Annotated in this window: 18 protein-coding genes; 8 read left to right on the plus strand and 10 right to left on the minus strand. The window is 65.1% G+C overall.

Annotation, left to right across the window (positions count from 1 at the left end; translation table 11 throughout):
- The 8 genes from I6E42_RS07675 to I6E42_RS07710 all read left to right on the plus strand — a co-directional run.
- On the plus strand, nucleotides 1-1535 hold a 1535-nt coding region (locus I6E42_RS07675; protein ID WP_235371335.1), incomplete at its 5' end, for a single-stranded-DNA-specific exonuclease RecJ.
- 103 nt (nucleotides 1536-1638) lie between these two features.
- Complete coding sequence (locus I6E42_RS07680; protein WP_235371336.1) at nucleotides 1639-3879, plus strand: RelA/SpoT family protein; 2241 nt, start codon at nucleotides 1639-1641, stop codon at nucleotides 3877-3879.
- A gap of 75 nt (nucleotides 3880-3954) precedes the next feature.
- Nucleotides 3955-4401: a D-aminoacyl-tRNA deacylase gene (gene dtd / locus I6E42_RS07685; RefSeq protein WP_235371337.1), complete on the plus strand. Its 447-nt coding sequence runs from the start codon at nucleotides 3955-3957 to the stop codon at nucleotides 4399-4401.
- A 38-nt stretch (nucleotides 4402-4439) separates the two neighbouring features.
- On the plus strand, nucleotides 4440-5054 hold the full coding sequence (locus I6E42_RS07690) for an MBL fold metallo-hydrolase (RefSeq protein ID WP_235371338.1): 615 nt from the start codon (nucleotides 4440-4442) through the stop codon (nucleotides 5052-5054).
- A 69-nt stretch (nucleotides 5055-5123) separates the two neighbouring features.
- On the plus strand, nucleotides 5124-6632 hold the full coding sequence (gene hemZ / locus I6E42_RS07695) for a coproporphyrinogen dehydrogenase HemZ (protein WP_235371339.1): 1509 nt from the start codon (nucleotides 5124-5126) through the stop codon (nucleotides 6630-6632).
- Nucleotides 6633-6690: 58 nt separating this feature from the next.
- The gene (locus I6E42_RS07700) at nucleotides 6691-7629 is read left to right on the plus strand and encodes a uridine kinase family protein (RefSeq protein ID WP_235371340.1); all 939 of its coding nucleotides are present in this window, start codon (nucleotides 6691-6693) and stop codon (nucleotides 7627-7629) included.
- Nucleotides 7630-7751: 122 nt separating this feature from the next.
- Nucleotides 7752-9602, plus strand: a complete 1851-nt coding sequence (locus I6E42_RS07705; protein ID WP_235371341.1) for a glycoside hydrolase family 13 protein — start codon at nucleotides 7752-7754, stop codon at nucleotides 9600-9602.
- A gap of 237 nt (nucleotides 9603-9839) precedes the next feature.
- Entirely contained in the window at nucleotides 9840-10622 is a 783-nt protein-coding gene (locus I6E42_RS07710) for a helix-turn-helix domain-containing protein (RefSeq protein ID WP_235371342.1), read from the plus strand.
- 125 nt (nucleotides 10623-10747) lie between these two features.
- On the opposite strand, the gene I6E42_RS07715 is transcribed toward I6E42_RS07710, so the two are convergent.
- From I6E42_RS07715 to I6E42_RS07760, 10 genes are all read right to left on the minus strand, one after another.
- On the minus strand, nucleotides 10748-12103 hold the full coding sequence (locus I6E42_RS07715; protein WP_235371343.1) for a C-GCAxxG-C-C family (seleno)protein: 1356 nt from the start codon (nucleotides 12101-12103) through the stop codon (nucleotides 10748-10750).
- Nucleotides 12104-12366: 263 nt separating this feature from the next.
- Complete coding sequence (locus I6E42_RS07720; RefSeq protein ID WP_235371344.1) at nucleotides 12367-12882, minus strand: Gx transporter family protein; 516 nt, start codon at nucleotides 12880-12882, stop codon at nucleotides 12367-12369.
- Complete coding sequence (locus I6E42_RS07725; protein WP_235371345.1) at nucleotides 12863-13240, minus strand: NusG domain II-containing protein; 378 nt, start codon at nucleotides 13238-13240, stop codon at nucleotides 12863-12865. The genes I6E42_RS07720 and I6E42_RS07725 overlap by 20 nt, the downstream gene beginning before the upstream one ends.
- Nucleotides 13237-14319 (minus strand): FAD:protein FMN transferase, encoded by a 1083-nt coding sequence (locus tag I6E42_RS07730; protein WP_235371346.1) that lies wholly within the window; start codon nucleotides 14317-14319, stop codon nucleotides 13237-13239. Before I6E42_RS07730 ends, I6E42_RS07725 begins: the two co-directional genes overlap by 4 nt.
- Before the next feature lie 2 nt (nucleotides 14320-14321).
- On the minus strand, nucleotides 14322-14564 hold the full coding sequence (locus tag I6E42_RS07735) for an RNA-binding S4 domain-containing protein (RefSeq protein ID WP_235371347.1): 243 nt from the start codon (nucleotides 14562-14564) through the stop codon (nucleotides 14322-14324).
- Nucleotides 14543-14770, minus strand: coding sequence for a hypothetical protein (locus tag I6E42_RS07740; RefSeq protein WP_235371348.1), 228 nt, complete (start codon nucleotides 14768-14770; stop codon nucleotides 14543-14545). The genes I6E42_RS07735 and I6E42_RS07740 overlap by 22 nt, the downstream gene beginning before the upstream one ends.
- A gap of 91 nt (nucleotides 14771-14861) precedes the next feature.
- Entirely contained in the window at nucleotides 14862-15137 is a 276-nt protein-coding gene (locus I6E42_RS07745; RefSeq protein WP_235371349.1) for an HU family DNA-binding protein, read from the minus strand.
- 77 nt (nucleotides 15138-15214) lie between these two features.
- A complete protein-coding gene (gene mazG / locus I6E42_RS07750) occupies nucleotides 15215-16009 on the minus strand; it encodes a nucleoside triphosphate pyrophosphohydrolase (protein WP_235371350.1) in 795 nt (264 codons plus the stop codon).
- Between the two features lie 87 nt (nucleotides 16010-16096).
- A complete protein-coding gene (locus tag I6E42_RS07755; RefSeq protein ID WP_235371351.1) occupies nucleotides 16097-17953 on the minus strand; it encodes a putative polysaccharide biosynthesis protein in 1857 nt (618 codons plus the stop codon).
- A 105-nt stretch (nucleotides 17954-18058) separates the two neighbouring features.
- Nucleotides 18059-19372 (minus strand): amidohydrolase family protein, encoded by a 1314-nt coding sequence (locus tag I6E42_RS07760; protein WP_235371352.1) that lies wholly within the window; start codon nucleotides 19370-19372, stop codon nucleotides 18059-18061.
- Nucleotides 19373-19378: the final 6 nt, after the last annotated feature.

Genomic DNA, 19378 nt, shown 5'->3' on the forward strand with positions numbered 1-19378 from the left:
GGGCGGTGGTGGACCCCCACCGCCCCGACTGCCCCTACCCCTTCAAGGGCTTGGCCGGCGTGGGGGTGGCCCTGAAGCTGGCCATGGCGGTGGCGGGGCCAGAGAAGGCCCCCGCCGTGCTGCGGGAGTACCGGGACCTGGCCGCCGTGGGCACGGTGGCCGACGTGATGCCCATGACGGGCGAGAACCGGGCCATTGTCAGCACCGGATTGATGGACCTGAACCCGCCCAAGCGGCTGGGACTGGCCAAGCTGATTGCCTGCGCCGGGCTGGGAGACAAGCCGGTGACCTCGGTGTCGGTGGGCTATACCCTGGCGCCCCGGATCAACGCCTCGGGGCGGATGGGCCGGTCGGAGGTGGCGGTGGAGCTGCTGCTCACCCGGGACCCGGAGCGGGCGGAGCTGCTGGCCCGGGAGCTGTGCGCCCTGAACCGGGAGCGGCAGCTGGTGGAGGGCGACATCTTCCAACAGTGCGTCCACCGGCTGAACCTGGCGCCCCAGACCGGGGCCATCGTCCTGGCGGATGAGAACTGGCACCAGGGGGTGGTGGGCATCGTGGCCTCCCGCCTGACGGAGAAATACGGCTGTCCCGCCTTTATGATCTGCCTGGACCAGGGGATGGGCAAGGGCTCCTGCCGCTCTTGGGGCGGGCTGAACCTGTTTGAGCTGCTGGGGGAGTGCGCTCCCCTGCTGGAAAATTTCGGAGGCCACGCCATGGCCGCCGGCTTTACGGTCCGGGAGGAGAATATCCCCGCCCTGGCCCAGGCCCTGCGCCGGGCGGTGGCACGGCGCAGCCAGGGGGAGGAACTGCCCTCCCGGCTGGAGGCCGACGCCGTGGTCTCCCCCGGGGAGTTGACGGTGGAGGCGGTGGAGTCTCTGGACCTGCTGGAGCCCTGCGGCACCGGCAATCCCCGCCCCGTTTTGGTGATCCGGGGGGCCCAGGTCCAGGCCATGAGCCAGGTGGGCCGGGGCCGGCACCTGAAGCTGCGGCTGGAGTCCCGGGGCGCGGCCCTGGACGCCATCTACTTCTCCGCCGACGGCGGGGAGCTGGGGCTGACCGCCGGCTGCCGGGTGGATGTGGCCTTCTACCCCCAGATCAATGAATTTCGCGGGCTGCGGACCGTTCAGCTTCAGATCATCGATCTGGCGCTGGCCCCCTCCCGGGCCCAGATGGAGCGGTCCATCTATGAAAAATTCCGCCGGGGCGAGACGCTGACGGCGGAGGAGGCCCGCTTTCTCCTGCCCAGCCGGGCGGAGTTCGTGGGCCTGTGGCGGTGGCTGGAGCGCCAGTCCGCCTCCGGCACCGTGGTGGAGGATACCCTGCTGCGCATCGCCCGGGGGGTGTCCCGCTGGGGCGGCCAGCGGGAGGTGCCCGCCCGGACCCTGCTGTGCCTGGAGGTGCTGGAGGAGCGGGGGCTGATCGATCTGAACCGCCGCACCGACCGCATCCAGATCGTCATCCACCGGCTGGAACACAAGGTGGACCTGGAGGCCTCCGAGCTGCTCAGGCGGCTGCGGGAGAGCCTGGGGGAATGATATGGGGTAAAGGATAAGAGGTATGAGGCGGACGGCCTCTGCCTCCGGCTTCGTGGCTCTTCTCTTTTATCTCCTGTCTCTTATCTCATTTCGAGGTGATACCATGGACCCAATTTTGGAACGATACCATGCCCTGGAGGACAAGGTGGGGGTGTACACCCCCAATCTGGACACCCAGCGGCTGTTTGACGCCTTTACCTTCGCGGACTCCGCCCACAAGGGGCAGCTGCGCAAGAGCGGCGAGCCCTATATCATCCACCCCCTGGCGGTGGCGGAGATCGTGGCCGACCTGGAGCTGGACGTGGACAGTGTCATCGCCGCCCTACTCCACGACTGCATTGAGGACACCCAGGCCACCCATCAGGACATCGCCAAGCGGTTCGGCGAGCCGGTGGCCGCCCTGGTGGAGGGGGTCACCAAGCTGACCAGGGTGCAGTGGACCTCCAAGGAGGAGGAGCAGTCGGAGAACCTGCGCAAGATGTTCATGGCCATGGCCCAGGACATCCGGGTCATCCTCATCAAGATCTGCGACCGGCTCCACAACATGCGGACCATGGAGTACCAGTCCCCCCGGAAGCAGCGGGAGAAGTCCCTGGAGACCATGGAGATTTACGCCCCCATCGCCCACCGCTTAGGTATGCAGAAGCTGAAGTGGGAGCTGGAGGACCTATCCCTGCGCTATCTGGACCCCGTGGGCTACAAGGAGATCGAGGAGCAGCTGGCCGAGCGCTCCTCCGCCCATGAGGAATTCCTGGCCTCCATTCAGCACCGGATCCAGCAGCGGCTCAACCAGGAGGGCATCCACTGCACCGTCTACGGCCGGGTGAAGCACATCTACTCCATCTACCGGAAGATGTACGCCCAGAACAAGACCCTGGACGAGATCTTCGACCTGTACGCCTTCCGGGTCATCGTGGACGACATCCCCGAGTGTTATAACGTGCTGGGCTGCATCCACGACATGTTCAAGCCGGTGCTGGGCCGGTTTAAGGACTATATCGGAACCCCCAAGCCCAACATGTACCAGTCCCTCCACACCACCGTCATCGGCCGGGAGGGCATCCCCTTTGAGGTGCAGATCCGGACCTGGGAGATGCACCAGACGGCGGAGTACGGCATTGCCGCCCACTGGAAGTACAAGCAGGGACTGGCCAACAAGAAGCTGGGCACCGAGCAGGACTTTGAATGGGTGCGCAAGCTGCTGGAGAACCAGCAGGACACCGACGCCGAGGAGTTTGTCCGCACCCTGAAGGTGGACATGTTCGCCGACGAGGTCTTCGTGTTCACCCCCAACGGCGACGTGGTCAACCTCCCCGCCGGAGCCACCCCCATCGACTTCGCCTACAACATCCATTCCGCTGTGGGCAATCACATGATCGGCGCCCGGGTCAATGGCCGGATGGTCCCCTATGAGACCCAGCTGAAAAACGGCGACATCGTGGAGGTCATCACCTCCAAATCCGCCAAGGGCCCCAGCCGGGACTGGCTGACCATCTGCAAGTCCAACGAAGCCCGGAACAAGATCCGCCAGTGGTTCAAGAAGGAGCGCCGGGAGGAGAACATCGCCACCGGACGGGCCGCCTTCGAGGCGGAGCTGAAGCATGTGAAGATCCCCCTGTCCGCTGTGACGGCGGAGGAGGCCTTGCCCTATATCCTGCGCAAGGTGCGCTTCGGCACCCTGGACGAGCTGTACGCAGCCATCGGCTACGGCGGCACTACCGCCGCCAAGGCGGTGGCCCGGGTGAAGGACGAGCTGCTGCGGCTGGGCCGGCTCCAGGCGGAGAAGGCGGCCGCCGCCGCCAAGACCACCGCCGAGAGCGTCATCGTCCCCGGCATGAGCACCACGGTGGACCCGGGGCAGCTGAAGGGCTCCAACAAGCACACCGACTCGGGCATCATCGTGGAGGGGCTGGGCAACTGCCTGGTGAAGTTCGCCAAGTGCTGTACCCCCGTCCCAGGCGACCCGGTCATCGGCTTTATCACCCGGGGCTACGGGGTCTCCGTCCACCGGGCCGACTGCCCCAACGCCGCCCCCGAGAAGCGCAAGCCCGAGGAGGCCGACCGCTGGGTCAAGGTGTCCTGGGTGAACAGCAGGCTGCCCGACTACAAGACCGCCCTGGAGGTGTCCGCCAAGGACCGGGACGGCCTGACTCTGGACATCGCCATGGCCCTCTCCGCCGCCAAGGTGAAGGTCACCGCCCTGTCCGCCCGCTCCCTGCCCGACGGCCACGCCACCATCAACATCGTGGTGGAGGTCAAGGATAAGGACGAGTTGAACTCCGTCATCAATAAGCTGAACAATATCCAGGGGGTGTACTATGTGGCCCGGGCCTCTGGCAAGTGACGGAATGCAGAAGGCAGGAATGCAGAATGTCTCTGCCCGCCGCGCCCATTCCATTTTTATCCTGGAGGTGTTCTTATGCGTGCAGTTGTGACCCGGGTCTCCTCCGCCTCCGTCACCATCGGCGGCGAGACGGCGGGGGCCATCGGCAGGGGTTATCTGATCCTGCTGGGGGTGGGCCCCAACGATACCGAGGCCGTCTGTGACAAGCTGGCCGAGAAGATCTGCAACCTGCGGGTCTTTGAGGACGAGAACGGTAAGATGAACCGGAACCTGGAGCAGGTGGGGGGCGCCATACTGGTGGTGTCCCAGTTCACCCTCTACGCCGACACCTCCAGCCGCCGTCCCGGCTTCTCCCGCGCCGCCAAGCCCGACCTGGCCGTCCCCCTGTACGAGCGCTTTATGGACCAGTGCCGGGCCCGAGGCTTCCGGGTGGAGCACGGCCGGTTTGGGGCGGACATGCAGGTGGCCTCGGTCAACGACGGCCCGGTGACCATTCTCTACGACACCGAGGGAAATTTGTAAGTGCGGCCGAAGGCCGCCCCTATGAAAGGAACTGTGTTATGAAAGTCAAAGTATTATGCGTGGGCCCCATCGGGACCAACTGCTACATTCTGGAGGACGAGGGAGCCAAGGCGGCCGCCGTCATCGACCCGGGAGACGAGGCGGACAAGATCCTGGAGGTTTTGAAGGAGGACGGGGTGACCACCCAATATATTCTCCTGACCCATGGCCACTACGACCACACCACCGGGGTGCCCGCCCTCCACGCGGTGCTACCCCAGGCGGAGATCTATATCCACAAGGCCGACGCCAACGGGGCGGGCAGCCACCTGTTCCCCCTGGCGGGCCAGGTGGAGGGGCTGAAATACTACGACGAGGGAGACACCCTGACCCTGGGGAGCCTGACCATCCAGGTCCTCCACACCCCCGGACACTCCAAGGGGGGCGTCACCCTGAAGGTGGCCGACGTGCTGTTCTGCGGAGATACCCTGTTCGCCGGGTCCTGCGGCCGCACCGACCTGGCGGGGGGCAGCTACACGGAGATCATGGCCTCCCTCAAGCGGCTGGGCCAGTTGGAGGGGGACTTCTATGTCTGCCCCGGCCACGACGTCACCTCTACCCTGGAGCGGGAGCGCCGGAGCAACCCCTTCCTCCGGGAGGCCATGGCCCATTAACGGTCAAGCGCCGGCCCGGACCCACTCTGCGGCGGGGCCAGCCCCCGTCCTACCGAAAGGTATCTCCCTATGAAGCTTTACTTTGAACAACCGAATGTCCCCTGGCAGCCGGAGCGCTACCGCTACGCCGCCGAGCAGATGATGCTGACCCTGTTCCCCGGGGAGCGGCCGGAATATCCGGAGGAGCCGCCCCGTACACTGGAGCACACGGACAGCGCCGCCCGGTTCACCCTCAGCCGGGAGGGGGACCGGGCCCTTCTTGCTGCCCGGGTGGTCCGGGGAGGAAAAACGGCCCATGCCGTCTTCCCCTTCCCCGCCGGGGAGCTGGACCAGGCCCCCGAGGCGGTGTACCACACCATTCAGCACGCCCTGAAAATGGCCTTTTACCGGGCGGGGGTGGAGCTGCTGGGCCATGAGCCCCCCTGGGGCGCCCTCACCGGGGTGCGGCCCGTGAAGCTGCCCACCCGGGCCATGAAGGCGGGGGCCTCTCCGGAGGAGGCGAAAGCGGAACTGGAGCGGGAGTACCGGGTCTCCCCCGTCCGGGCCCAGCTGGCCCTGGACTGCGCCCGGGCCAGTCTGGCGGCGGACCGGTCTTTAAAGGCCGACGAGGTGTCGGTGTATGTGGGCGTCCCCTTCTGCCCCACCCGCTGCGCCTACTGCTCCTTTGTCTCCGCCGACGTGGGCCGTACCCTGAAGCTGGTGGAGCCCTATCTGGAGGCGGTGTTCACCGAGATCGACGCCACCGCCCGGGCCTTGCGGGAGGTGGGGCTCACGGTGCGCTCCTTCTACATGGGAGGCGGCACCCCCACCACCCTGACGGCGGACCAGATGGACCGGCTGCTGGCCCGGTGTGAGGAAAAACTCCCCCTGGAGGGCTGCACCGAGTACACCGTGGAGGCCGGACGGCCCGACACCATCACCCGGGAAAAGCTGGAGGTGCTGGCAAAGCACCGCGTCGGCCGCATCTCCATCAACCCCCAGACCCTGGAGGACCATGTACTGGCCGCCATCGGGCGGAAGCACTCCGCCGGGGACATCCGAAGGGCCTATGACCTGGCCCGGGAGGTGGGCTTCGGCTGCGTCAACATGGACCTGATCGCCGGCCTGCCCCGGGACTCCTTCACGGGCTTTTGCCGCTCTCTGGAGGGGGTGCTGGACATGGGACCGGAGAACGTCACCGTCCACACCCTGGCGCTGAAAAAGGGCTCCACCCTCATGGAGCAGGGGGGCGTCCTCCCCACCGGGGAGGAGGTGGCCCAAATGCTGGACTTCTCGCTGGAGGCTCTGCGGGGCCGGGGCTATGCTCCCTACTACCTGTACCGGCAGAAGTATATGTCCGGCTCTCTGGAAAACGTGGGCTGGGCCAAGCCGGGACAGGAGAGCCTCTACAACATCGTCATGATGGAGGAGCTGCAGACCGTGGTGTCCATCGGGGGCGGGGGCGTCACCAAGCTGGTGGACCCGGCCGCTGGGAAGATCCTCCGCCTGCCCAACCCCAAATATCCCCACGACTACCTGGCCATGCAGGAGAAAGTGCTCGCCCAAAAGGGAGAGATCGTAACATTCTATTCCAAATAACAGCCTCCCCGGAGGGGGGGAAGCCTATTCCGTCTGCTGCCGCAGGAAAGGAGCTTTTATGGCCTATCAATTGCAGGAGATCAACAGACGCATCCAGAGCGACGTCCAGGAGTTTCTGGCCGAGTGCGACCGCAGCTACGCCGAGCGGGTGTCCCTGGCGGCGGATAAGATCCTGTCCAACCTGGAGCACAGCCCCATTGTGCTGCTGTCCGGCCCCTCCGGGTCGGGCAAGACCACCACGGCCATGAAGATCGCCGAGGAGCTCCAGCGCCGGGGGGTCAACTCCCACGCCGTGGCCATGGACAATTACTTCAAGACCCCCAACCGCCGCACCGCCCCCCGCACCCCCGAGGGGGACATCGACTATGAGTCCCCCCTGTGCCTGGACATGGAGCTGCTGGACCGGCACTTTACCGCCCTGTCTAGAGGGGAGGAGATCCTGGTCCCGAAGTTTGAGTTTGCCCGCCAGATGCGCAACGACTCCCTGGGCACCCCCCTGAAGCTGGAAAAGAATGAGATCGCCATTTTCGAGGGCATCCACGCCCTGAATGACGACATTGCCGGCCGCCACCCCGAGGCCACCAAGCTCTATATCTCCGCCCGGTCCAACGTGAACGAGGGCTCCGTCCTCCGGTTCAAGGGCACCTGGATGCGGCTGACCCGCCGGGCGGTCCGGGACTACAACTTCCGGGGCACCGGGGTGGACGAGACGCTGGAGATGTGGGCCAACGTCCGCCGGGGAGAGAAGCTGTATATCTCCCCCTTCAAGAACCGGGCGGACATCATTTTCGACTCCTCCCTGCCCTATGAGGTGTCGGTGATGCGCAATTACGCCGTCCCCCTGCTCCAGAGCGTTCCCGAGCACAACGAGCGCCACGATGAGCTGCTGGAGCTGATCCGGGCTTTTGAGTGGTTTGAACCCATCGACCCCGCCCTGGTGGCCAGGGACTCCCTGATCCGGGAGTTTATCGGCGGCGGGAGCTATCACTATCACTGAGCCTTTGGCTCAGGGAAGATAAGGGATAAAGGTGAGGCGGCTGTGTCCGCCCCCCTTCCGGGGCCATCCTGATCCAATCTCTCTTATCTCATCTCTTTTATCTCAAACTTGGAGTGATCCCAATGACCTGTCAACCCATCTACGATTCCCGGGACGCCCGGTATAAAACCCCTTACGGGGCGGTGGCCTCGGGGACCGTGGTGCGATTCACCCTGCGTCCGCCCCGGACCATGGGCTTTTCCCGGGCGCGGCTGGAGGCCCGCTTTGAGAGCCGGGAGGACTGGACCGCCGTCATTCCCATGCCCTGGACGGGGATGGAGCTGGGCCAGGACCTGTTTCAGGCCGAACTGGACACCGGGGACTATCTGGGCCTGGTGTGGTACTCCTTCGTTCTGGAGGGGGCCGACGGCCGGAAGCAGGAGCTGGGCCCCTACCAGCTCACCGTTTACGACGGGACGGACCAGCCGCCCCAGTGGTTCGGCAGAGGGGTCACCTATCAGCTCTTCCCCGACCGCTTCTGCCGCAGCCGTATCCCCGACCCCCAGGGCATGGTGGGGGGGCGCTGGGTCCACCAGAGCTGGGAGGAGTTTCCCGAGTACCGCCCCGACCAGCGGGGAGAGATCCGCAACCGAGACTTTTTCGGCGGCGATTTCCGGGGGGTCATGGAAAAGCTGGATTACCTGAAAGAGCTCGGGGTGGATACCATCTATTTCAACCCCATCTTCGAGGCGGCGGAGAACCACCGCTACGGCACCGCCGACTACAGCCGGGTGGACCCCATGCTGGGCACCAACGAGGATTTCTCCCGCCTGTGTGACGAGGCCCACAAGCGGGGGATGCGGGTGATGCTGGACGGGGTGTTCAACCACACCGGCTATGTCAGCCGCTATTTCAACGGGGACGGCTTCTACCCCGACGTGGGGGCCAGCCAGAGCTGGGACTCCCCCTACCGCCCCTGGTTCAACTTTATCGAGTGGCCCAAAAAGTACGAGAGCTGGTGGGGCATCTACACCCTGCCCGCCGTCAACGAGGGCAACCCCGACTACCGCCGCTTCATCTTTGACGCGGAGGACTCGGTGGTCCGCCGCTGGCTCCGGGCGGGGGCGGACGGCTGGCGGCTGGACGTGGCCGACGAGCTGCCCGACGACTTTGTCCACGGCATCCATGAGGCCGCCCGGGCGGAAAAATCCGACGCGGTGGTCATCGGCGAGGTGTGGGAGGACGGCTCCACCAAGGTGGCCTACGGGGTGCGCCGCAAGCATATCCTGGGGGGCCACTGTGACGGCCTGATGAATTACCCCCTGCGCAACGCCATCCTGGCCTTCTTCCAGGGGGGCGGAGGAGAGGACTTCGTCTCCGCCATGGAGACCATCCGGGAGAACTACCCCCCCTTCGCCTTCTACTCTGCTATGAACTCCCTGGGCACCCACGACACCCCCCGCATCCTCACCCTGCTGGGGGCCGGGGGCGAGTACCGGGACCAGTCCCGGGAATGGCGGGCCAATTTCCGCCTGTCCCCCCGGCAGCGCCGCCGGGGCAAGGACCTGCTGCGGGCGGCCTCCCTCCTGCTGTTCTGCTTCCCCGGCTCCCCCACGGTGTACTATGGGGACGAGGCGGGGATGGAGGGCTTTGAGGACCCCTTCAACCGCCAGACCTACCCCTGGGGCCATGAGGACCGGGAACTCATCGACTGGTTCCGGGCCCTGGGCGCCCTGCGCCGGGACCACTCCGCCCTGAGGGACGGAGACATCCGGTATGTGGCCGGGCGCGGCCCGGTGCTGGCCTTCACCCGGGGGGACAAGCAGGAGACGGTGCTGTGCGCTTTCAACAACAGTGAGGAGCCCCAGCGGCTGGAGCTGGGATGCCTGGGCGCGTTGGAGCCTCTGCTGGGCCGGGCCCATGTGGATGTGGAGGAGGGCGGCGCCGTGATGACGGTCCCGCCCCAGTCGGGCGCGGCCTTCCAGGTGAAGTGAGCCCGAGAACCGTTGGGCCCCAAGGAACGCAACCACAGATTGACAAACCGGAAGGGACGGGCGGCAGACAGCCCGTCCCTTTTGTGCTACACTGGAGCATGAAAATAGAGGGTCGCCCCACGGAAAGCGGCGGAGCAAGCCCCCGCCCTACCCTATGGCCCCATGCTCCGTAGGGGCGGCCTGCGTCCGCCCGCATGCACAGGTAAAATTACCCCATACAAGAAAGGACGTGATCCCATGACCCTGGGCCAGCGCATTCAGGAGCTGCGGAAAAAGCAGGGCTTGTCCCAGGAGGCCCTGGGGGAAAAACTGGGGGTGTCCCGCCAGGCTATCTCCCGCTGGGAGATGGACGGCGCGGTCCCCGAGGTGGACAAGCTCATCGCCCTGTCCAAATTGTTCGGGGTGTCTCTCGACGAACTGCTTCAGGTGGAGGTGCCGAAGGAGGAGGCCCTGCCCCAGGACGACCGGTCCCAGCGGGACCGGGAGCTGATCCGCTGGCTGGCCGGGCTGTGCGCGGCGCTGATTTTGGTGTCGGTGGTATCTCTGGGGTTTACCATCCACTTCCGCCGCCAGGTGATGGATATTTTAGATCCGCCCCAGGCGCCTGTTTGGCCTGCTTCCGACATTGAATATGCCTTTCTTCCCGATTACGAGAGTATGACGGTGGATGTGGCCTTTTCTTTGGCGGATGTCGAGGAGCTGAAGGGGTGGGAGATCAGCGTCAGGACCCGCTCCTATGAGCGGCTCAGCGGAACGGTTCCGACGCTTTATGACGTCGAAACCCCTGTGACGCTGAGACGAGGCGCCGCCACTTTCTGTCTGGAGGATATCCCTTTTTCCTACCATGGACTGGTAAATATTATCTTTACCTATTCCAAGGGCAAAGTAAGCAGCGCCCAGCCGCTGTTTTCAGCCGAACCCACCGGCCCCGGGATCCGATGGGAGGTATGCCCTATTGATCCTATTGATACGGAGGGCATCATTCAAACTGAAAACCCCGAACTTCTAGAGCCCCAATGACCACAACTTACAGTTGACAAAAGAACCCGGCGGCTGGTTGCCAAAACCGGCTGCCGGATCATGATTTACGCAGATAACACAGAAAGGGACTGTCCGGCAGGACAGTCCCTTATTCGTATCATCGTTCAGCAGCTGGCGCCGCCCACCACGTTCAGACCCAAAATTTCGGCCTTCCGTTTCAGCAGCCCGTCGCCCAGCAGCTGTTCCTGGGCATTCTCGAAACCGATGCGGTCGATGGTGTCGGCGAAGCGCTCGCCGGACTTGCCCTGGTCCCGGAACAGGAGAATGGCCTTCTCCACCACGGCCATGACCTCCTCCTTGTCGGTGAAGATCTTGTTCAGCATCTTGCCGTGGGCCACCTTCTTACCCCAACGGCCGCCCACGAAGATCTTCCAGCCGTAAGCGCCCTCGTCGTTGCAGTGGAAGGGACACTTGCCCACGCAGCGGCCGCAGCTGTTGCACAGGTTGGGGTCGATGACCAGCTTGCCGTCCACCAGCTTGGCGGCGTGGATGGGGCAGGACTTCTCCAGCTGGCAGATCTTGCAGCCACGGCACTGGTCCGCGTCGTAGCCGGGCACCCGGGCGCCCACGATGCCCAGGTCGTTCAGGTCGGGCTTGACGCAGTTGTTGGGACAGCCGCCCACGGCGATCTTGAACTTGTGGGGCAGAGATACGTCCCGGTAACCCTTGTAGAACCGGTCGTGGATCTCGTTGCTCAGGGCGTAAGTATCGTACAGGCCGTACTGGCAGGTGGTGCCCTTGCAGGAGACCACCGGGCGGACCTTGCTGCCAGTGCCGCCGGTCTCCAGCCCCACCTTGCCCACATAGGCCCGGAAGGCGTCGATGTCCTGATAGTCGATGCCGGAAACCTCCACCGTCAGACGGGTGGTGAACATCATGTGGCCGTCGCCGTACAGCTTGGCGGCCTCGGCGATGACGCGGCACTCCTCGTCGGTGATGCGGCCGTTCCGGGTGATGATCCGGCCGTTGAATTTGTTGGTGCCCTTGTGCTGGAGGAAGCCCAGCCCCTTGACCCGCTTGATGTCCTCGGGGCGCAGGGTGCAGTCCTCGCCTCCGGCGGCGGGCTTGCCCTCCAGGCCGTCGATAAACTCCTCCAGGGCCTCGGCGGTCAGCTCCACGGCGGCGCGGCAGCGGCCAGCCTCCGTCTTGTACCGGGCGGCCAGGGTGGCGCAGTCGATGGAGCCGCAGGCCAGCTTGGTCTGGAAAGCGTCCACGAACCTGGCGCACAGCTCCTTGAAATCCTCCCGCTGGCCGTACTTCTTGCTCAGAACGCCGATGGCGCCGGACAGGCCGCCGCAGGTGCTGCCGCAGCCCATGCCGGTGCGGAAGCCGGCGAACAGGCCGATCTCGGCCTCAGTCAGACCCAGGCTGTAGACCTCGTTGGCGGCCAGCAGCACAGCCTCGGCGCAGCTTTTATCCAGGGTAAAGTAGTAGTACCCCGCTCTCTCTTTCAGCGACATGTGATCTCCTCCCCTTGTGGCCGGCCACTGGAGAACCCGGCGGCGGCGCGTCCTCATAGGAAGGGCCCCTCCAGGCCCATATGTTGTGAGGACATTCTATCACGGGCGGAGGGGAAATGCAATGTGTGGCCGCCGGGACAGCCGGATTTTTTGTGGAAAAGGAGGTAAAAAGAAACAGCCATTTATAAAAATGGCTGTTTTGGGAATGAATGAGCGTTCTGGCACAAAAACAGGGTTACTGTGCTTACCGGCGGCCCTCCCCGTCAGCGACCCAGCCGGTCCAGGCGGCTGATGAGGAACTGGGCGCACAGGCCGGTGAACAGGCCGGTAATAATGCCGGACAGGAGCAGGTAGGGCAGGTAGGCCATGACGGCCCAGGTCTTCATCACCCCGGCGGCCACCAGCAGCTGGCCCAGGTTGTGGAAGATGGCGGCCACGGGGCTGCACAGCCAGATCTGGTCCCGGGTCAGGAGGCGGCGCAGAAGGACCATGACCAGCCAGGCCAGCAGGCCGCCCCCCATGGAGTAGAGCAGGGTCATCATCTGCCCGGAAAACACCGCCCCCAGAAACACCCGGGCGCAGAGGATCAGTAGGGCGTCCCCCGGCCCCAGGACAAAGACGGCATAGACGGTGATGATATTGGCCAGCCCCAGCTTGACCCCCTGGATGGGGACCAGAACGGGGAGCTGGGCCTCGATCATAAAAATGGTCAGGGCGATGGCGGTGAGCAGGGCCAGCAGGGTGATGCGTCTGGTCCCTTTAACCGGCGGCGGCGTCAAGGGCCTCCCCTCCTCCCGTGATTTGAATGATGAGCTTGTTGGGCAGGCAGACGATGGGTTCGGTGCCGTCGGAGATAAAGCCCTGGTTGACGCAGATCTGGTCGGGGCAGTCGGCGTGGTCCACCCGGATGCGGCCCGGCTCCACCAGAATGGTGTTGGTCAGGCCGCTCTCCCCCTCCAGGGTGAAGGAATAGGCCTCCTGTACTTTTGTCAGGTCGATCTCCTCCACCAACCTGCCGTCCAGGGTGATGGAGGCCACCGGGTGGTCCTCCCCGGAGGGGCGGAGGACCAGAAAGGCGGCGGAGCCGGCGGTCAGCAGGGCCAGAAGGGCCAGGATCAGCTTGGCGGTTCTGTTCATGACAGGACGGTCACCTCCCGGTCCTGATACCCATCGGCCAGAGAGAAGGAGCCCTCCAGCCCCGGCGTGATCGAAACGGAGCCGTCGTCGGAGATAAAGATGACGTCAAAGTCCAGCGACCGGTGGGCGCGCCAGAAGGCGGTCCCCTCCTCCAGCCCCATGACGAACAGGGCGGTGGACAGGCCGTCGCAGGTCAGCCCCGAGGGGCCCACCACCGTCACCGAGGCCAGACCGGAGCGGGCGGGGGCGGCGGTGGCCGGGTCGATGATGTGCCAGTAGTGCACCCCGTCCTCCTCAAAGTACCGCTGGTACCCCCCGGAGGTGCCCATGGCCTGATCCTCCAGCTCCAGCACCCCCAGGTAGCCCTCCCCCGCCGGGTCCTGGATGCCGATGCGCCAGGGGGAGCCGTCGGGCTTGCCTCCCACCGCCTGGATGGTGCTCTGCCCCAGGTCCAGAAGGGCGGAGGTGATGCCCACCCGCTTCAAATACGCACCCAGCTGCTCTCCGGCATAGCCCTTGGCCACCGCGCCAAGATCCAGTTCGACGTCAGAGGCGAGGGTGGCGGTGGGGAGAAGCTCGCCGCTGCTCCCAAGTTGCACCTGGGTATAGTCAATGCGCCCGGCCAGTTCTTCCAGCTCCGCGTCAGACGGTACCCGGTACTCCCCCGTGGTGAACCCCCAAGTCTCCGCGGCGGGATAGGCTGTGATATCCAGCGCTCCGCCGGTGAGGGCGCACAGCTCCAGCGCCTGACCGAGCAGATCGGCCGTCTCTCCGCTGAGCGGCACCGTCTCTCCGCCGCTCTGATTCAGGCGGGCGATTTCGCTGTCTTCCCGGGTGGCATCCTGCCGGCTCTCCAGCAGATAGATGGTCTCTACCATTTCATCCAGAGCCTCTTGGCCGCCAATCCGCTCCCCATCGCCGTATACCGTCAAGGTCATGACAGTATCCATGGCAAAAATGGTGGTTTCATGCTTTTCGTCCGTTTGCTGACAGCCCGCCCCCAGAGCGCACATCAGGGCGCAGGTCAGGACCAGGGCCAGAGGGCGGCAAAGGGCCTTCTTGTGTGGGAGGAGGCCCATGGTCAAAGCACCTCTTTGTACATGGCGGCGGCGTCGTTTTTGCCCACGTTGTCCGCCACCACCAGTACCTCTACCTTCAGGGTCCGCTCCCCGAATTTCAGCTCCAGCAGGTCGCCCACCTTCACGTCGTAGCTGGCCTTTACCGGCCGGCCGTTGGCGGTGACCCGGGCGTTGTCGCAGGCCTCGTTGGCCACGGTGCGGCGTTTGATGAGCCGGGAGACCTTCAGCCATTTGTCCAGTCGCATGGAAAAAACTCCTTTGTTTCAAAGATACGCGCCGTGGCCAACGCGAGCGGAAGCGAGCCGCCGCCTTTGCGGCGCAGGCGGACGGAATTCATTTCCGGCCGCCGCAATTGAAATGGCCAAGGGCCCCCACAAACGCCCCGCGTTTGTGGGAACACGGTGCGGCGCTTGATGAGCCGGGAGACCTTCAGCCATTTGTCCAGTCGCATGGAAAACTCCTTTGTTTCAAAGATACGCGCCGGTGAATCCAAACGGGGACGCTGTCACACAGCGTCCCCGCTTTTTGTTGCTCTATGAATCTTACTGGGCCACGGCGTCCTTCAGAGCCTTGCCGGCCTTGAACACGGGGGTCTTGGAGGCAGGGATCTTAATGGTCTCCTTGGTCTTGGGATTGCGGCCCACCCGCTCGGCGCGGGTCTTGACCTCAAAAGAACCAAAGCCGACCAACTGCACCTTTTCCTGCTGGCTCAGAGCGGCGGTGATGGCGTCGATGGCGGCGGTAACGGCGGCCTCGGCGTCCTTCTTGGACAGGTCGGCCTTCTCAGCGACAGCGGCGATGAGTTCGGTTTTGTTCATTATCGTTTTCCTCCTGTGAAGTGGGATCGCGCCTGCGGGCGCATGTCAAAAATATACTTAAATCCCTGGCAGGGATTTTAAGTTTCTTCCCGTTCCATGGCCTTGGCCTGGCGCCAGAGCTCCTCCAGAGCGGGGAGGTCCAGCTGGTCCATGGGCTTGTCCGCCAGCGCCTCCACCCGGCGGAACCGGCGGATGAACTTTTCGCAGGCGGCGTGGAGGGCCAGCTCGCTGTCCAGCCCCAGGAAACGCCCGGCCTTCACGGTGACAAAGAGCAGGTCGCCCAGCTCCTCCTCAATATTGGTGTTGTCCCGGACGGCCTGCTTCAGCTCCTCCGTCTCCTCGGAGATCTTGTCCAGCACCGGACCCACCGCGTTCCAGTCAAAGCCCGCCTTCCGGGCCTTGTCCTGGATCTTCTCCGCCCGCATCAGGGCGGGCAGGGACCGGGCCACGGCGTCCAGGGTGTCGGAGGCGGTTTTCTGCCCCTTCTCCTCCCGCTTCTGGGCCTCCCAGGTGGTGAGGGCCTTGTCGCTGTCCTGGGCGTCCACGGTGCCGAACACATGGGGGTGGCGGAAGACCAGCTTTTGGCAGATGCCGTCCACTACGTCGTCAAAGGTGAACTGTTCGGCCTCCTGGGCCATGCGGGAATGGAACACCACCTGGAGCAGCACGTCCCCCAGCTCCTCCTTCAGGTGGGCGGGGTCCTCCTGGTCGATGGCCTCGGCCACCTCGTAGGCCTCCTCCAGCATGTTGCGGCGGATGGACTGGTGGGTCTGCTCCCGGTCCCAGGGACAGCCCCCGGGGGCGCGCAGCAGTTCCATGATCCGGATCAGGTCATCCATGCCGTAACGGTCCATACGTTGAAAATTTACCACAGTTTCGCTTCCTTATCAAGATGTTTTTTGGGAATGATGCGGTTTCGGGGAGAAAACCCCCGGTTTCTTCCAAAAAGTAGGAGAAAATCACAGCCGGAGCAGCCGGGCCAGCTTGTCGCCCTTGGGCATCAGGGACAGGTCCTCCCGGGAGATGGCGTGCAGGGCGATGATCAGAACGCCGTAGATGACCACCGCCACCAGGATGGCGGTCAGGGTGGCCGCGGCGTTTCCGGTGCGGCTCAGCTCACCGCCCCGGGCCAGCAGCCGGGACAGCAGGCCGTACACCGCCCAGGCCCCGCCGCCCATGAGCGCGGAGGCGGCCAGAGGCTTCAGGAAAATGGGCAGGTACTGGGGCCGCTTGGGGATGACCCGGGAAATGACGATCAGGTCCAGCGCCAGGCACAGGCCGAAGCACAGGATGTTGCCCATGGGTACGCCGAAGATACCCACCTTGGAGATGGCCACCACGTTGTAGTTGGTAAAAATCTTCACCGCGCCCCCCAGCACCATCACCATCACGGGCAGGTTGACAAAGCCGTGGGCCTGGAGAATGGAGTTGCACACCAGCATCATACACACGAACACCGTGGCCAGGCCCAGGGTGGACAGCAGGGGGCCGGCCAGCTGAGTGGTGAGGCTGGGGAACAGCAGACGCATGATGGGGGTGCCCAGGACGAACAGGCCCACCCCCATGGGGAAGGCCAGCAGGGCGGTGATCCGCAGGGCGGAGCCGGAGATCCCGGCGGCTCCCCGGCGGTCCCGGCGGGCCAGGGCGCCGGAGACGGCGGGGATGACGGAGGCGGTGATAGCTGCCATGAGGGAGGTGGGCAGGTTGTAGATGTTCAGCGCGCCGCTGTAATTGCCGTAGAGGGCGCGGCTGATGGACTCCAGGGCGTCCCGGAGGGCCAGGGCGGCCTGGTCCCCGGCGGAGAGCACAGCCTGGGGGTCCTTCTGCAGCTGGGCCAGCAGGGGTTCCACCTGTTGGTTCAGAGCGGCCATGGTCCCGGCAGTCCCGGCGGCCAGGGAGTCCCGCCAGGCGGAGATGGCCTGTTCCAGGGGGGCGAAGTCCACAAACTCCGCGTAGAGGGCCCAGCAGTCGGGCTTCTCCAGCAGCACCCGCTGAAGCTGGCCCTGGACCAGGGAGGAGTCGATGACGGTGACGATGCCCACCATGGAGGAGCTGAGGGTGATGGGGATGGCGATGCGCAGGATGTCCTTCAAGATGGAGCCGGCGGCGTCGGGCACGTCATCGGCCAGCCGGGGCTCCTGGCTGCGGAAAAAGGTGAAGCTGAGGATCATATAGGCCAGAGCCACGATGGTGCCCACGGTGACGCCGGTGATGGCGCCGGCGGCGGCCACCTCGGCGGGCTGTCCCGCTTTGACCAGCCACCAGGCCAGTCCCAGGCCCACCACCAGCTTGCACAGGGCCTCGATGATCTGGGAGACGGAGGTGGGGGTCATGTTGCTGTGACCCTGGGTGTAGCCCCGGAAGGCGGCCAGGCAGCCCACGCAGATGACGGCGGGGGCCAGGGCCTGGATGCCGGCGGCGGCCTTGGAGTCGTTCATCAGTCCGGCCAGCCAGTCGGCCCGGAAGTACATCACCAGGAAGGACAGGGTGCCCAGAATGAGGAACAGCAGCAGCGCCACCCGGAAGATCCGCCGCACCTGGGCCCGGCGGTTCAGGGCGTTGGCCTCGGATACCAGCTTGGACACCGCCACGGGCAGGCCGGCGGTGGAGATGGTCAGCAGCACCGCGTAGATGTTGTAGGCATTGTTGAAGTCGGCGGTGCCCTGGTCCCCGATGATGTTGATGAGGGGGATCTTGTAAAACATTCCGATGAGCTTGACAATCAGAATGCCCGCGGCCAGAATGGCCGCGCCGCCGAAAAAGGTGTTCTGTTTTGGCCCGCCGGACCGGCGGGGAGCGGTGTCACGCTGAGGCATAGGCATCCTCCTTGGGTGAGTTAGGAGTTCAGAGTTATGGTGCCGCCTGCGGCGGCATTGCGCAGGGGCGGCCTTTGCCGCCTGCGGGCGCATCATGATGCGCCCCTACGCCTTGCCTCCGAACATGTGGGGCAGGGCGTAGCCCTCCACCTCGGCCCGGATCTTCTCCAGGTCCAGGGTGAGGAAGGTCCCGTTTTCATATATGACCTTGCCCCGGGCCATATTCATGACCACGTTGCTGCCGTGGGCGGAAAAGACAAGATTCTCCTCCACGTCGTGGCAGGGGATCAGGTTGGGGGCGGTAAAGTCCACCAGAATGAGGTCGGCGGTCTTGCCGGCGGCGATGACCCCGGTGTCCGTCCGGCCCAGGGCCCGGGCGCCGTTGACGGTGGCCATCTCCAGGGCCTGGCGGGCGGTGACGGCCAGCGGGTCCCGGGCCACCCCGTTGTGGAGGATGGCGGCCAGCTTCAGGTCGGCGAAGGGGTCGGTGCTGTTGTGGGAGCTGACCCCGTCGGTGCCCAGGGACACGTTGACCCCGGCCCGGAGCATGGCGGGGACGGGGGCGATGCCCGAGCCCAGCTTCAGGTTGGAGTAGGGGTTGTGGGCGGCGGAGACGCCCTTGGCGGCCATGAGGGCCCAGTCCCCGGGGGTGGTGTAGACGCAGTGGGCGGCGATGCCGCCGTTCTCCCACACGCCGTATCGGTCCAGGGCCTGGATGGGGGTCAGGCCGTGGCGGGCCAGGCTGTCGGCGTGCTCCGACTGGGTCTCAGAGATGTGGACGTGCATCCGCAGGCCGTGGGCCTGGGCGTAATCGGCCATCCACCGCCACAGGGGGGCGCTGGAGGTGTACTCGGCGTGGATGGAGGCGTCCACACGGATCTGGCCCTCCCCGGCGTTGTGCCACTCCTCGGTGAGGGCGCGCTGGTTGCGGCAGTCGCCGCAGGTGTCCTCGCTGAAGTCCTTGGGGTCCCCGAAGTACACCCCGCCGCAGGACAGGTTGGCGCTGATGCCCGCCTCCAGCACCTGTTGGGCGATGACCCCGGTGCGCATATACATGTCGGCGATGCAGGTGACTCCGGAGGCGATCATCTCCGCCAACCCCAGGCCGGTGCCCGCCGCCACGCAGCGGTCGTCCAGCTTGGCCTCGGCGGGGAAGATATAGTCGTTGAGCCAGCTTTGCAGGTTGTGCCCCCCGCCGTAGCCCCGGAGCAGGGTCATGGGGATGTGGGTGTGGGTGTTGACAAAGCCGGGCATCATCACCTTGCCGGCGCAGTCGACGACCCGGTCAAAAGTCCCCGCGGGGCGTTCCGTACCCACGGAAGCGATCTTCGTCCCCTCCACGGACACATAGGCGCTGTTCAGCAGGGGCTGGGCCGGGTCCATGGTGACGGCGGTGACGTTGGTAAAGAGGATGGACATAGGGCG

It is taken from the genome of Pseudoflavonifractor phocaeensis, assembly GCF_021531815.1.
GTDB classification, from domain to species: Bacteria; Bacillota; Clostridia; order Oscillospirales; family Oscillospiraceae; genus Lawsonibacter; species Lawsonibacter phocaeensis_A.

What these genes read in the sequence shown, in the direction of transcription:
- I6E42_RS07680 (WP_235371336.1), top strand. Translation starts at nt 1,639, where the DNA reads ATGGACCCAATTTTGGAACGATACCATGCCCTGGAGGACAAGGTGGGG.
- dtd (WP_235371337.1), top strand. Translation starts at nt 3,955, where the DNA reads ATGCGTGCAGTTGTGACCCGGGTCTCCTCCGCCTCCGTCACCATCGGC.
- I6E42_RS07690 (WP_235371338.1), top strand. Translation starts at nt 4,440, where the DNA reads ATGAAAGTCAAAGTATTATGCGTGGGCCCCATCGGGACCAACTGCTAC.
- hemZ (WP_235371339.1), top strand. Translation starts at nt 5,124, where the DNA reads ATGAAGCTTTACTTTGAACAACCGAATGTCCCCTGGCAGCCGGAGCGC.
- I6E42_RS07700 (WP_235371340.1), top strand. Translation starts at nt 6,691, where the DNA reads ATGGCCTATCAATTGCAGGAGATCAACAGACGCATCCAGAGCGACGTC.
- I6E42_RS07705 (WP_235371341.1), top strand. Translation starts at nt 7,752, where the DNA reads ATGACCTGTCAACCCATCTACGATTCCCGGGACGCCCGGTATAAAACC.
- I6E42_RS07710 (WP_235371342.1), top strand. Translation starts at nt 9,840, where the DNA reads ATGACCCTGGGCCAGCGCATTCAGGAGCTGCGGAAAAAGCAGGGCTTG.
- I6E42_RS07715 (WP_235371343.1), bottom strand. Translation starts at nt 12,103, where the DNA reads ATGTCGCTGAAAGAGAGAGCGGGGTACTACTACTTTACCCTGGATAAA.
- I6E42_RS07725 (WP_235371345.1), bottom strand. Translation starts at nt 13,240, where the DNA reads ATGAACAGAACCGCCAAGCTGATCCTGGCCCTTCTGGCCCTGCTGACC.
- I6E42_RS07730 (WP_235371346.1), bottom strand. Translation starts at nt 14,319, where the DNA reads ATGGGCCTCCTCCCACACAAGAAGGCCCTTTGCCGCCCTCTGGCCCTG.
- I6E42_RS07735 (WP_235371347.1), bottom strand. Translation starts at nt 14,564, where the DNA reads ATGCGACTGGACAAATGGCTGAAGGTCTCCCGGCTCATCAAACGCCGC.
- I6E42_RS07740 (WP_235371348.1), bottom strand. Translation starts at nt 14,770, where the DNA reads ATGCGACTGGACAAATGGCTGAAGGTCTCCCGGCTCATCAAGCGCCGC.
- I6E42_RS07745 (WP_235371349.1), bottom strand. Translation starts at nt 15,137, where the DNA reads ATGAACAAAACCGAACTCATCGCCGCTGTCGCTGAGAAGGCCGACCTG.
- I6E42_RS07755 (WP_235371351.1), bottom strand. Translation starts at nt 17,953, where the DNA reads ATGCCTCAGCGTGACACCGCTCCCCGCCGGTCCGGCGGGCCAAAACAG.
- I6E42_RS07760 (WP_235371352.1), bottom strand. Translation starts at nt 19,372, where the DNA reads ATGTCCATCCTCTTTACCAACGTCACCGCCGTCACCATGGACCCGGCC.